Source organism: Psychroserpens sp., assembly GCF_036960315.1.
GTDB lineage: Bacteria > Bacteroidota > Bacteroidia > Flavobacteriales > Flavobacteriaceae > Psychroserpens.
The window spans coordinates 60,164-73,974 of record NZ_JBALVR010000007.1 but is presented as its reverse complement, the minus strand read 5'-3'; the positions used below and the strand labels follow the sequence as shown (position 1 = coordinate 73,974).

At 31.1% G+C, this 13,811-nt stretch carries 17 protein-coding genes; 16 read left to right on the top strand and 1 reads right to left on the bottom strand.

Annotation, left to right across the window (positions count from 1 at the left end):
- Positions 1–102: 102 nt before the first annotated feature.
- Entirely contained in the window at positions 103–591 is a 489-nt protein-coding gene (locus V7719_RS12675; RefSeq protein ID WP_335730290.1) for a hypothetical protein, read from the top strand.
- Positions 592–621: 30 nt separating this feature from the next.
- Here V7719_RS12675 and V7719_RS12670 read toward each other — a convergent pair whose 3' ends face one another.
- The gene (locus V7719_RS12670) at positions 622–1,641 is read right to left on the bottom strand and encodes a hypothetical protein (RefSeq protein ID WP_335730289.1); all 1,020 of its coding nucleotides are present in this window, start codon (positions 1,639–1,641) and stop codon (positions 622–624) included.
- A gap of 145 nt (positions 1,642–1,786) precedes the next feature.
- On the opposite strand from V7719_RS12670, the gene V7719_RS12665 reads away from it, so the two are divergent.
- From V7719_RS12665 to V7719_RS12600, 15 genes are all read left to right on the top strand, one after another.
- Positions 1,787–2,338 (top strand): RNA polymerase sigma factor, encoded by a 552-nt coding sequence (locus V7719_RS12665; protein ID WP_335730288.1) that lies wholly within the window; start codon positions 1,787–1,789, stop codon positions 2,336–2,338.
- Between the two features lie 18 nt (positions 2,339–2,356).
- On the top strand, positions 2,357–3,268 hold the full coding sequence (locus V7719_RS12660; RefSeq protein WP_335730287.1) for a FecR family protein: 912 nt from the start codon (positions 2,357–2,359) through the stop codon (positions 3,266–3,268).
- Positions 3,261–5,765: a TonB-dependent receptor gene (locus V7719_RS12655; protein WP_335730286.1), complete on the top strand. Its 2,505-nt coding sequence runs from the start codon at positions 3,261–3,263 to the stop codon at positions 5,763–5,765. Before V7719_RS12660 ends, V7719_RS12655 begins: the two co-directional genes overlap by 8 nt.
- A 118-nt stretch (positions 5,766–5,883) precedes the next feature.
- A complete protein-coding gene (locus V7719_RS12650; protein WP_335730285.1) occupies positions 5,884–6,765 on the top strand; it encodes a DUF6268 family outer membrane beta-barrel protein in 882 nt (293 codons plus the stop codon).
- A gap of 79 nt (positions 6,766–6,844) precedes the next feature.
- The gene (locus V7719_RS12645) at positions 6,845–7,699 is read left to right on the top strand and encodes a helix-turn-helix domain-containing protein (RefSeq protein ID WP_335730284.1); all 855 of its coding nucleotides are present in this window, start codon (positions 6,845–6,847) and stop codon (positions 7,697–7,699) included.
- A gap of 91 nt (positions 7,700–7,790) precedes the next feature.
- The gene (locus tag V7719_RS12640) at positions 7,791–8,192 is read left to right on the top strand and encodes a DUF5367 domain-containing protein (RefSeq protein WP_335730283.1); all 402 of its coding nucleotides are present in this window, start codon (positions 7,791–7,793) and stop codon (positions 8,190–8,192) included.
- A gap of 4 nt (positions 8,193–8,196) precedes the next feature.
- On the top strand, positions 8,197–8,709 hold the full coding sequence (locus V7719_RS12635; protein WP_335730282.1) for an anthrone oxygenase family protein: 513 nt from the start codon (positions 8,197–8,199) through the stop codon (positions 8,707–8,709).
- On the top strand, positions 8,706–9,548 hold the full coding sequence (locus tag V7719_RS12630) for an NAD(P)H-binding protein (protein WP_335730281.1): 843 nt from the start codon (positions 8,706–8,708) through the stop codon (positions 9,546–9,548). The genes V7719_RS12635 and V7719_RS12630 overlap by 4 nt, the downstream gene beginning before the upstream one ends.
- A gap of 19 nt (positions 9,549–9,567) precedes the next feature.
- A complete protein-coding gene (locus V7719_RS12625; protein WP_335730280.1) occupies positions 9,568–9,909 on the top strand; it encodes a hypothetical protein in 342 nt (113 codons plus the stop codon).
- A 36-nt stretch (positions 9,910–9,945) separates the two neighbouring features.
- Entirely contained in the window at positions 9,946–10,203 is a 258-nt protein-coding gene (locus V7719_RS18805; protein ID WP_442969086.1) for a CBU_0592 family membrane protein, read from the top strand.
- Between the two features lie 2 nt (positions 10,204–10,205).
- Complete coding sequence (locus V7719_RS12620; protein WP_335730279.1) at positions 10,206–11,147, top strand: proline dehydrogenase family protein; 942 nt, start codon at positions 10,206–10,208, stop codon at positions 11,145–11,147.
- 104 nt (positions 11,148–11,251) lie between these two features.
- On the top strand, positions 11,252–12,583 hold the full coding sequence (locus V7719_RS12615) for a serine hydrolase domain-containing protein (protein ID WP_335730278.1): 1,332 nt from the start codon (positions 11,252–11,254) through the stop codon (positions 12,581–12,583).
- A 44-nt stretch (positions 12,584–12,627) separates the two neighbouring features.
- Positions 12,628–12,876 (top strand): hypothetical protein, encoded by a 249-nt coding sequence (locus V7719_RS12610; protein ID WP_335730277.1) that lies wholly within the window; start codon positions 12,628–12,630, stop codon positions 12,874–12,876.
- Positions 12,877–12,928: 52 nt separating this feature from the next.
- Positions 12,929–13,348 carry a hypothetical protein gene (locus V7719_RS12605; protein WP_335730276.1) on the top strand — a complete coding sequence of 140 codons (420 nt, stop codon included), beginning with the start codon at positions 12,929–12,931 and terminating at the stop codon, positions 13,346–13,348.
- A complete protein-coding gene (locus V7719_RS12600) occupies positions 13,345–13,800 on the top strand; it encodes a GNAT family N-acetyltransferase (RefSeq protein ID WP_335730275.1) in 456 nt (151 codons plus the stop codon). The genes V7719_RS12605 and V7719_RS12600 overlap by 4 nt, the downstream gene beginning before the upstream one ends.
- Positions 13,801–13,811: the final 11 nt, after the last annotated feature.

Below are 13,811 nucleotides of genomic sequence, written 5' to 3'. Positions count from 1 at the left end.
TAGAAATAAAGCAACTCTTATGAAAATAATTCTCAACCTTTTTTGCCCATATGAATAGCAGTCTACGATGAACTTAACCTTTTATAGAAAACAGTTTATATTATGATAAAAACCATTCGAAACCTAAAGCAAATTACTTATTGCTCCTTCGATGGTAATATTTCCTTTTTTGCCTCAAAGTCTTTCTCAAGACAACCATTACAAAACAAGTTTGAAATTCGATCTTTTTTAGAAGGTTATTCTATTCAGATGTCGTTATTTAAAAAAAATAAAGATGAAAATAAAGATGTAATTTCCCTTCAATCAATTCCAAAAATTCAGTTTATTGGTGAGCTACTAGAATTTGATTATTCTGAATTATCTGAGAGTGAATCCACCGTTGTCTTTAAAGGAGATATAAAGGTGCTTTGTACGAAAAAAGAAAACACCTTTTTAGGTAGCATCAAAAAAATTAATGATACAATCTTCTTAAAAGCAAATTTTTCACTAGACACCTCTGAATTTGAATTCGAAAAAGTTTTAAACTGCTCTACCTTAGTTAATTCAGCAAAGGCTGTTTCTGTTGAAATTATGCTACAATTAAAAGCTTAATTGGCGCCAAATAAGTAAGAATAACGAAGGTTAAGAACAGTCTTGTTGTAACTTAATATGATCTTCGATGTTACGTAAATCTAATCTTGTGCCATCATCTTCTGTACTGATTTCATGCAATCTCCAAGTATTACTAATACTAGGAAAATCATCAAATTGGATCGTGAGTCGCAATCCATTACTAGTGCTTAACATCCAAGTTCCATTAAAATCAGTACCTCCAGCATTTGTTGCTACTGTAGTACCATCAGCATTAAAAACAAACCTAAAGTCATCAAACTGATCTTCTAAATCCTGCTCGTCGACTTCGAGTTCATCTATTTCCCATGAACACAAGACAAGTAGATCAATAAACTCTTGTTCAGAGAGACTAACATTATCATCTTCATCAAAATCAAAATCGTCATCTTCATCACAATCATCTATAACATCCTCAATAGCAGACTCTAAATCATTTAAGTTGCTAACATTCAATGATGTACCGTCATAAAGTGATAGTGTGAGTGGAAAATTAATGTTTATAACTAAATAATCTTCAATAGCATCAATAAATTCATAAAGTTCCATATCACTAGTTATAGATTCAGAATCTAATTCATCAATGAGTGTGTTATAGGTTGTAAAAGAAATGGGATAATTAAAATCAATGCACTCTATATCTTCATCGTCTTCATTTTCTTCAGAGCAATCATCTCTAAAATCATTAAGTTCATTTTCATTATTAACAATAACTTCGGTGTGATTCTCCAATATGATCGAAATAGGAAAAATAATAACTAGTGTATCAGTATCTGAATCGCTTTCATCAAAAATAGCTTCAATGGTATCATAATCATCCTCATCATTGATAATAATTGGGAGACCGTTAACTACAAGATTTACGGGAAGTTGAACTGTAATACAGCTCGCTCTGTCTATAATATTATCATCAGACCCATCATTAAGGGCAGTGCGTTGCATTAAATTTGCAACTAATGAATTTTGCTCCAATGGATCTTCTGTTGGTGTTTCTTCAAATCTAAATTCATCTTTCCTACAGGAATTTAACATCAATAGGCAAAGAAAAAAAAGTATTACCTTAAGTATAATTTTCACAATAACAATTCTTTTTAATAGTTCTATATATATAACAACGAACCTATCGGAATTACATATCCATAAATTTTTTCCTAAATTTAAGGAATAATCTATCACAATGCCTAAGGAAATTAAAGACCATACCTGTGAGGAAGAAATTTTCACTAGAATTTATAATAAATATTCTAAAAACCTGCATGATTTCCTGTACTACAAATTTGGAGATTATTTAGATCCAAACGATAAAATGCAGGAAGCCTTTATTAAGTTGTGGGAAAATTGCAAAAAAGTAGCGCCTAGTTCAGCTCGTGCTTTCCTTTTCAAAGTTGCAAGCAATATGATGCTTAATGATATAAAACATCGAAAAGTTGTATTCCGTTATAACCAACAAAAGTCAAAGGAATATACAAACGAGACTCCTGAGTTTATCATGGAAGGAAATCAATTTCATGAAAAATATCAAAAAGCATTAAATAAATTATCAGAAGAACAACGCATTACTTTTTTATTAAGTAAAGCAGATAGAAAACCACATAAAGACATTGCAGAACTATTAGGGGTTAATAAACGCGTTGTGGATAGTAGAGTTTATAATGCATCCATAAAACTTAAAGCAGAACTTGAAGAGTTTGAGAAGTTTTATGCAAAAAAGCGATCTAAATTGTTATAGTATAGAGACGAATGTAATATGGATAAAGACTACTTAAATAAAAAATGGCTTTCAGGAGATTTAACTGAGCAAGAGCAAAAGGCTTTTGAGCAGATTGAAGACAATGAGCTTTTAAAACAAATCGTGAATAAAGCTCCTGATTTTAGTGTTTCAAATTTCTCCGAAGCACAAGACTATGAAGCACTTAAAACGAGAATGCAATCTGAAAATCGTTTTAATAAAAAACGTAATTGGGTAACACCAATGCTTCGAATTGCTAGTGTTTTTGTTGTTGGTTTAGGAATTTATTTTCTTTTCTTTTTTAATAATTCAATAACAATAGAATCTACTATTGGTGAGAAAAAAATGGTACAGCTTCCTGATCATTCTGAAGTGACATTAAATGCAGTTTCTGAAATTGAATATAACGAGAAAACTTGGGAAGATAAAAGAGAATTAACGCTTGATGGTGAAGCCTTTTTTAAAGTAGCCAAAGGTTCTACTTTTGATGTTGTTACCTCCATAGGAAAGGTAAGTGTGGTGGGCACTCAATTTAATGTTAAAAATCGTCAAGACCTATTTGAAGTCGACTGTTTTGAAGGTCAAGTTAAGGTGTCTTATGGTCAAATGATTACAAGTTTATTACCTGGACATGTTTATAGAATAGCTAACGGAAAGGTGACTTCTGATATAAACTCGGATAGAAAAAAACCTTTTTGGATAGATAACATGAGTTATTTTAAAAAGGCTCCTTATCATGAAGTTATAGAAGAGCTTGAAAGACAATTCGGAATTACAATTACAATTGATCCAAATGATGAGAATCTGTTATTTACTGGTGGATTCACACATACAAATTTAAAAGAAGCCTTGGAGTCTATTACAGTACCATTGAAACTTGTCTATGTTATGGAAACACGAACTAAAGTTTCATTACATAAAAGTGAGTAAACAATATTTTATTTTAATTTTAATAGTTATTAATCTTTCTCTTAGTGCACAGGCGCAACAGGAAAAAGTGCCTCTTACTGAAGTTTTAGAGCATTTAGAAAATCAACACCCAACCTATCGCTTCAATTATTTACTTAATACTATTGATGGTATTTTAATTGCATATCCTCCAAAAAACAGTTCTTTTCAAAGTGCCATCGCTTTTTTAGAAAAGCATACAAATTTCAAATTTTCCATTTTAAATAATTTTGTGTCCATAACTGAGAAAGATGGTCTTTTTTTATGTGGTTATATCAAAGAGATTGCATCCAATAAACCAATTATATCTGCTACTATACAAGGCACTAACTCGTCAGTTATTAGTAACGATAATGGGTATTTTCAATTAGAAGTTGCAAATGAGAATGAAACCATTATAATTCGTCATCTAGGTCATAAACAACTAGAAAGAGTCTATCATTTTTTTAAACAAGAAGAATGTGCAGACATATACTTAGTCGAAGAAGTCCAAGAATTACAGCAAGTCATTCTTTCAAATTTTTTAACAAAAGGAATCAAGAAATTAAACGATGGGTCATTTTTAATAAACTCTTCAGAATTTGGAATTCTTCCTGGCTTGATAGAAGCAGATGTATTACAAACTGTACAGGCTTTGCCAGGTATTCAAAGCGTTGATGAGACCGTATCCAATATCAACATTAGAGGAGGTAATAATGATGAAAACCTACTATTATGGGATGGTATAAAAATGTATCAGTCTGGACATTTCTTTGGTTTAATTTCTATTTTTAATCCGAAAATGACCAATAAGGTTTCCTTGATAAAAAACGGAACGAGTGTTCATTATTCAGATGGGGTTTCTGGCACAATAAATATGCAAACAAGTGATCAAATTAATTCTGACTTCAAAGCAAGTATCGGGATAAATTTTTTAAACCTAGATGCCTTTGCTGATGTACCAATTGGCAAAAAATCATCATTGCAAATTTCCGCAAGGAAAGGACTAAGTGATTTTTATAAAACACCCACTTATGATTCGTTTTTTAATAGAATTCAGCAGGATTCTGAGTTAGAAACAAATACAGAAAATGTAGCTAACTCCAATATTGCATTTGATTTCTATGATACTGGTTTGCGATGGCTTTACCAAATAGATGATAAAAATCAAATTCGATTAAATTTTTTAATGGCTAATAATGAGCTGCTGTTTAATGAAAATGCCACGTTAAATGGGGCAAATGAATCACGTGAAAGCAGCCTAATTCAAAATAGTTTTGGTGGTGGTCTGTTCTATAAAAGAATCTGGAATGATAAATTTCAATCCTCATTACAGGTTTATGAAACCGATTATAAGTTGAAAGCCATAAACGCTAATGTTTTGGAAAACCAGCGGGCTTTACAAGAAAACAGAGTTTCTGAAAGTGGAGTAAAACTTAATACTGTATACAAAGTAAATGATGGGTTATCGGTTTTAAATGGTTATCAATTTACAGAAACAAAGGTTACTAATTTTGACGATGTAGACAATCCAGTATTTAGTTTATTTATTGGTGAAGTCTTAAGAGAGCATAGTTTATTCTCACAAGCAAATCTTTTATCCAAAGATAAAAGCCGAAACCTTATTGCTGGTATTAGGATGAACTATATACCACGTCTTGAAAAGGCCATATTAGAACCTAGATTAGTCTTCAACCAAAAAATTAGTGAGCATTTCAATATTGAAATATTAGGTGAATTCAAGCACCAAATCACCTCACAGGTCATTAACTTACAAAATGATTTTTTAGGTGTTGAAGAACGGCGTTGGCAACTATCAAATAAAACAAATATCCCAGTCATAGAAAGCAAACAAATTTCATTTGGGTTACAGTATAATAGCAATGGTTTACTGATTAATGGAGAAGGGTATTTCAAAAAAGTAGATGGAATTACATCTCAAAGTCAAGGGTTTCAAAATCAGTATTTATTAGCAAGAGTAAATGGTAGTTATAACGTGTTAGGTTTTGATTTTCTGATAAGAAAACAATTTCAAAGACTCAACACATGGTTAAGTTATTCATATATGGATAACACCTATGATTTTAAGATGCTTCAGAATGAAGAGTTTCCAAATAACTTTGATATTACTAGCGCAATCACTTTAGGGACATCTTATACTTTGAAGGACTTTAAAATTTCAGGAGGTTTTAATTGGCATTCAGGAAAACCAACAACAAATCCAGTCTCTGGAAATGAAGCTGACTCAGGTGAGATAATTTATGAGCCTGCAAATAGCAGTCGATTAGAAGATTATAGCAGAATAGATATATCTTCAAACTATCAATTCTACCTAAGTAAAAACATAAAAGCAAATGTAGGAGCGTCTGTTTGGAACCTACTCAACCGCAAGAATAACCTAAACACCTATTACCGTCTTGATAATAGTGATTCGATTGAGAAAGTTACACAGTCCTCACTTGGAATTACTCCTAATTTTAGCTTTAGAGTTTCTTTTTAGTTTTTATAAATGATGATTTAAAAGTTTCATAACGCCTATTGATATATGTTTTTTTACAGAGTTATTTATTAACTGTAACTTTAGGTTTGACTAATTTATTATATCTCTAACTTTTCTCATGCACAAACTCTTCAAAATTATAATCTTAATTACAATCTGCTCCTTTAATGCTCAAGCTCAACTCAATGACTTAGCACGCATTGATTACACATTCATTCCTGATACAAATTCTGATGTGGAATTCACAAGATTAAGAGCTTTATTTAATTACCCCATTAAGCTAAAAAAAGAAGGTGAATTTTTATTAATTGGTCTTGATTACAGTAACATTCATTTACGTTTTCAAAATGAAGACCTTCCTTTTGACAAAGAACAATTGAATGATTTTCAACTTTTAGATTTAAGCATTGGATATACTAAACCTCTAAAAAATGATTGGAGACTAGGCATTCGCATAAAACCTGGTTTCAGCACTAATTTAACTGCAAATGCACTTAGTTTCGAAGATATTGTATTATCAGCAGCTATTGTATTTATTAAAGAACGTAAGTTAGAAGAAGGCAAAAAAGAGCGACTAATTCTAGGTATCTCCTATTCTGGAAACGGAGGTTATAATTTCCCTTTACCATTCCTGAGTTATTACAGAAAGTTTCATCTAAAGTGGTCATACAACGTAGGTATTCCAAAAACAAACTTACAGTATCACATTTCAGAAAAACATAGATTAAAACTCTATGCAGAGTTGGACGGATTTACTGCCAACCTTCAGCATGGTGTGGCTGTTGAAGGTTTACCAAACGCAGAGAGTATTAATATGTCACTTATTGTTGGAGGTTTTCAGTATGAATACCATTTTACAAAGCATTTACAGTTTTATGCTAGAGTTACACATATTTTTTCCATTAATAATAAGTTAAGGGATGAAAACAAAGACAACATCTATACGCTTGATAATGAAGCATTATTATATTTAAGATCTGGTATTCGATTTAAGATATAGGTTTAATTGATTATTAAAATATCTCAAAATATCTTTTGAAAAAGAGTTTTAAAAATTCCTTAATTTTGTAGGTAAGGCTATGACCAGAGATATAATAGACATAAATGACATTACCGTTTTAGTTGAAACAGCTTCAAGCGATAAAATGATAGTTGATTCTTGCTTTTTTGATGAACCCATTATTGCTGTAGCATTTTATGGCTCAGGAAATGTAGACTTAGATGTAAAATACCCAAACAGTTGTAAAAACTTCAAATACACGAAAGGCTTAACCTTATCATTTTTCGCTGATGATAAGGTTGAGTTTATTCATACCGTTTCAAAAGATAAACCTTTAGAATGTATCGTAATTGCTACTGCGGCTAGAAACCTTGATAAGCTTCCAAATCAAGAAGGTGATTTGTTTTCAGAATTACTAAATCAATTAGTCAATCCAAAAGACCACTATGTTGAAGGTCCGAGTTTTCACATGACACCAGAAATGCAGTCCATTCTAAAAAGCATTTTTGATATTAAGTACACAGGAAAAGCAAAAATGATGTTTTTCAGAAGTCAGATTACAACACTTTTGTCTCATTTTTTTGGGCAACTTGCTCTCAATCAAACCAACGAAATCATATCAAAAGACCGAGATCGATTGAACTTAGCAAGAGATATTTTATTACAAAATCTAGAAAACCCGCCATCTTTGAGTGAACTCTCTCAAGAAATCGGACTTAACACTACTAAACTAAAAAAAGAATTTAAAGAAGTTTTCGGTGTTCCTGTTTTTAAATATTTACAAAATGAACGTTTAGCGACTGCACATAAAATGATTAGTCAAAACCAAGCTACAGTTCAAGAAGCCGCTTGGCATGTTGGTTATGATAGTTTAAGTTCGTTTTCAAATGCTTTTGCTAAAAAGTTTGGCTATAGACCAAGCCAAATTAAGTAAAAGTCTTTTCGAACAAATCATACTTCTTTTCAAATAACTTACTCCTTTATTGCTGCAATACATTTGTCTTATAGTTAAAACTTATAATGACATGAAAACAAAACGCGCAATTTTAATAGGTATAGCCATTTGGATTATAGGCGTACTTTTTTATTCAATTTCTCACTATGCTCCCATTATAGAAGATGCAGATACACAAGCAAATATTGTACTATTTGTTATAGTTATCCCACTAGTCTGGTTGGGATGTTCTTACTATTATAAAAAAGACAATAAGACACATGGAATGAAGGTTGGACAAATCATGCTACTTACAAGCGTAGCATTAGATGCTCTTATTACAGTTCCATTATTTGAAATACCTAACGGCGGAAATCACTATAGCTTTTTTACAGCTCCTGGATTTTGGATTATAGCATTTGAATTTCTATTAGTGGCTACATTATACTGGTACTCTCGTGTACATCTTAAGACAATTTCATTAAAAAAATAAGGTCATGGATATAACATTTCAAAATATAGTATTAATAGTTCTAGTGTTACTCACTGGACTATCGGCTGGATTATGTTTTACATGGGCTAACACTGTAACAACAGGTATAGGAAGACTGGACGATTTTGGTTATTTAAATGCCTTTCAACAGATGAACAGAACAATACTAAATACAACATTTTTCATTGTCTTTTTTGGTCCTTTTTTCTTAAATCTCATCAGTTTATATGTTTTTAGAAATACATCTAATTCTATACTGTTATTACTGATTATGGCCTCAGCCATATACTTTATTGGTATCGTACTCATCACGATTTTTGGAAATGTTCCATTAAATGAACTGTTAGATAAAACAGATTTAATCTCAGCAAGTACTGACGAACTAAGATCACTAAGAGAACGGTTTGAATTTAAATGGAATCGATATCACTTAATAAGAACCTATGCATCAATAGTATCATTTCTACTTATAGCAATAAGTATCATACAAATCACAAAACAAAATATAAAATTATGAAAACAGAAAACTTTTTAATCATTGGCGGAACAGGAAAAACAGGAAGTAGAATCGTTAGCAAACTTGAAGCTTTAGGACAAAATGTACGCATTGGATCAAGAACAGCAACGCCAGCTTTCGATTGGCATTCACCTGAAAACTGGAAACATGCTTTAGAAGGTATGGATAAAGTATATATCACTTACCAACCAGATCTAGCTGTTCCAGGCGCTTTAGAAGCTATTGAAGAATTAACCAAGCAATCCAAAAAAGCGAACATCAAAAAATTAGTACTACTTTCTGGAAAAGGAGAAAGAGAAGCTGAGCTTTGCGAACAAGTTGTTATCCATTCAGGAATCAATCATACCATCGTACGTGCTAGCTGGTTTAATCAAAATTTTAGCGAGAACTTCTTATTAGATCCTATTTTAGAAGGTTTTGTAGCCTTGCCACAAGCAGATATTAAGATTCCTTTTGTAGATGTTAATGATATCGCAGATGTTGCAGTTGAAGCCTTATTAAAAGACGAACATAATGGGGAGATTTACCAATTAACTGGTCCTAGGCACTTAACGTTCAAACAAGCAATTCAAGAGATTTCAGAGATTTCTAATCGAGACATTCTATTCACACCAATAAGTATTCAAGCCTATGGTGATGCCATGAAAAACCTTGGCTTACCTGAAGACTTTGTATGGTTGATAGAATACTTATTTACTGAAGTTTTAGGTCATCCTAATAACTCTGAAATCACAAATGATATTGAAAAAGTGTTAGGAAGAAAAGCGATTAACTTTACTGACTATGTAAATGAAACCGTAAAAACTGGAGTTTGGGACTTAAAAATTAATATTACTTAAACAATAATAACAATAGGGTATGATATTTAAATATGTATATGGTTTTCCACTTGAAAAAGAAAATGTTCAAAAATGGTTAAAATTTGCTGAAGAGGTAAATACAACAAGAAATAAAGAGTTTACAAAAATGCATGCCAGAATTGGTGTGACGAAAGAAAGTTGGTACTTAAAGCAACATAATGATGACTTTGAAGTCTTGGTTTACACAGAGGCGAGTGACGATAATTTCTCTGAAAATTTCCAAAATGATAAAAGCGATTTTTCAGATTGGTTTAAAAGAGAAGTTGGAAGAATTCAAAATTATAACCTCAATGAAGGTATAAAGATGCCAAAGTTAGTACTAGATTGGATTGAGCCATAATTAACACCTACATTACAATTTAATATATATAAAAATATGACTGATTTAATTATTAACATTCTTGGATGGATTGGTTCTCTCTTACTTGTTACTGCATATTGGCTAAATAGTAAAAGTATAATAAATGCTCAAACCAAAACACATCAATTTCTAAACATTGTTGGAAGTTTAACATTAATGATAAATACTTTTCATTACGGCGCATATCCCTCAGGCTCGGTTAATATCGTTTGGCTATTAATGGGACTTTATCACATTACTAAAATTTTAAATAATAAACAAAGAACACTATAGAGATGGATCAAGATTTACTACAAATGGGAGCTAATGCTTTAAGAAAAGCAGCGCTGAACAATAAAACAAAGGAATATATACTTTCAGATACAGGTTTGTATCATACAATTAAAAAAGCAGCTGACAGGTATATTGGTGGAGAAACATTAGATGAAACAATTCTAAAAGTTAAAGACCAAAACAAAAATGGATTTAAATGTTCAATGGAGTTTATGGGAGAAAATACGCTAACTGAAAAAAAAGCGAATGCAGCCACTAATGAATTCATTCAAATAGCTAGAGAAATCAAAAATCAAACACTTCATTCAACTGTTTCATTAGACCTTTCTCATATTGGACTAGCTATATCAAAAGATTTGTGCCTAAGTAATTTGGATTCAATACTCAAAGAGGCTAAAAATTATAATACTGAAGTTATAATTAGTGCAGAAGGTATTGAAAGAACAGACGATATAATCGAAATGTATAAAACAACGTCCAAAACATATAAAAATGTTTCTATAACGCTACAAGCATATTTACATAGAACAAAAGATGATTTTAAGGATTTAATTCAAGAAAGTGGTAGGATTCGAATGGTAAAAGGAGCATTTGAAACCCCAAGACATCTTTCAATCCCAAGAGGAAAGGAATTAGATCATATGTATTTAAACTATGTTGATCAATTATTATCTAAAAATCATAAATGTTCAATTGCTACTCATCATAATGAAATCCAGCAAGAAGTAACTAAACTAATTAAAAAATATAAAACCAACGATGATGTTTATGAATTTGAAAGTTTATACGGTATTCAAACAGAGCAATTAATTGAATTAAAAAAGCAAGGCTTTTCTACAAAATTATACATTGTTTATGGTAAGGAATGGTACCTCTATTTATGTAATAGAATTGCGGAATACCCATTGTATTTGTTTAGAGCTTTGAATGATATGGTGGAGTAAATAATATGCCTAATACCGTATATAATTTATTACATCGGAAAGTAATTATCAAAACATTTAATTCATAAAAACACTCTAAATAAAAACACTCAAAATTATAAAAAATGAAAAAACTAATGTTCTTTATAATAATATTTACGTTACTGTTTACTTGTTCAGAAAACAAAAAATCGGCCCAATCAACAGAACAACAAACCAAAACTTACAAAACAAAAATTGACAACCTATTGAAAACCTATGAGAAAAATGGCGAATTTATGGGAAGTATTGCGTTATCGAGTAATCGAAAAACAATCTATACAAACGCCATCGGCTTTGATGATATTGAAACAAAGAAAAAATCAGATGTTAATACAAAGTATCGCATTGGCTCGGTATCTAAAACCTATACTGCAGTCCTAATTTTCAAAGCCAATGAAGAAAATAAACTCACATTAGAACAAACTATAGAAAACTATTTTCCGACAATAAAGAATGCAAACAAAATTACAATTGCTCAATTATTACAACATCGAAGTGGCATTCCTAATTTCACTAAAGACAAAAATTTTCTCAATTATCATACTGAATATAAATCACCACTGGAAATGCTTACATTAATTTCTAATTTAGGTAGTGATTTTGAACCAAACAGTAAAGGCCAGTATAGTAATTCCAATTACTTTTTACTTTCTCAAATTCTTGAAAAAGCCTATGAATTATCATATCAAGACATTTTAAAAACAAAAATATGTGAGCCTCTTAATCTGATAAACACCTATAATGGAAATAAAGTAGACCTAATTAATAACGAATCTAATTCTTACTCCTACGCCACTGAATGGGAGAAATTACCCGAAACGGACATGTCCATTACATTAGGTGCAGGCTCTATAGTTTCTAATCCTATAGATGTAGCTACGTTTACGGAAGCTCTATTTATGGGTAAGATAATATCAATTCAAAGTCTGGAAAAAATGCAAACTATTAAAGATGGCTATGGAATGGGATTAGTTAGATATACCATTGCAGATAGAAAAGGTTTTGGACATCGTGGAACTTTAGATGGTTATAAATCTACCGCTATATATTTTCCTGAAGAAAAATTGAGTCTAGTCATAACGTCAAATGCTTCTAAGGACAATATAAACTTGATATATCTAGATGTGCTTAAATTATACCTTGATGACGCACCTATTGAGATATCAGAAGACGAAATTAAAAAATATGTTGGCACTTACGAAGAAGAATCAAGCAAGTTTACTTTTATACAAGATAAAAATGTTTTGGTTCTTGTAATAAAAAATGAATTTAAAGAACCTTTAATTTATAAAGGAAACAATAGATTTCTTTTTGAACAAATGTACGCTGAGTCTATGTCATTTACTTTTTCATTAGACGGACTTCAATTAATTTTGGAACAAGGTGATGCTAAAGGCACTTATGTAAAAAAATAACTGTTTACAACATCGAATAAAGTTAATTGCTAAACTATATCAAAATGTATATAGATCAAAAAGATCAAGTGGTACATGAATCATTAAAGTTGTTAGCTGGAAATCCAGATAACTTAGGTAGAGCATATGTGTCGAATACCTTTCAGTATCGCACTACTAATATGAATTACCATAGCGGTGGGACATTTCGATTTTCATCATGGATAGCTCTATATTCAACTAAAAACAGACATATTATTAGTTACAAATGTTTCAGCCAAGAGTGCTCAGGAGAAATTAAACCAAGTTTCTAATGGAATAATAAATAGAATTAACATTAGGAAATAAAACAATAGTCAACTAAAAATGAAAAAATCAATAATAACATTCAGCATTGTTCTTTATGCAATAGCAGTCCCCTTTTTAGAAATCAATTTAACCCATGTGTTTAATCCAGATTGGACACCACATGTTAGAATTCATGAAGTTTGGCAACTCATCACAAATTCTAGTATCGGTATTTTATGCTTATGGTTAGTTTGGGTGAAAAACGAAACAAAAATTAGTTCAATTTTGAGTTTACTCATCACAGGAGGTTTTTTATTAGCATTTATGCTGAAAGAGCTTTATGGTGGCTCAATGCTTTATTTAGATGGAAGCGAAAAAACGATGTTTGGAATTAATATAGGTATATTAGGATTTGGAATAGCATTTATAGGTTTGTTATTTAACTTAATATGTAATAAATTAATGCAGCCCAAATTAAGTAAACATACATCGATATGAAATTCAGAAAAGCCACAAAAAAAGATGTTCAAGCAATTGTAGAAATGATTGCAGATGATGCGCTTGGCAAGACAAGAGAGAATTTTCAAACCCCTCTACCAAAAGCATATTATAACGCATTTGAAAACATAAACAATGATAATAACCAAGAACTCATAATCGTAGAAAACGAAAACGCAGAGATTATAGGCACTTTACAGTTATCATTTATTCAGTATTTAACCTATAAAGGTGGTATTAGAGCACAAATTGAAGCTGTAAGAATCAAGAGAGACAAAAGAGGAACAGGCTTAGGAACCAAAATGTTTGAATGGGCTATTAAAAGAGCTAAGGAAAGAAGCGCACACGTTTTGCAACTAACAACCGATAAAAAAAGACCTGAAGCTATTGTTTTTTATGAGAAATTAGGATTTGTAGCCTCTCACGAAGGCATGAAAATGCATTTTAGTTAAACAATACAATA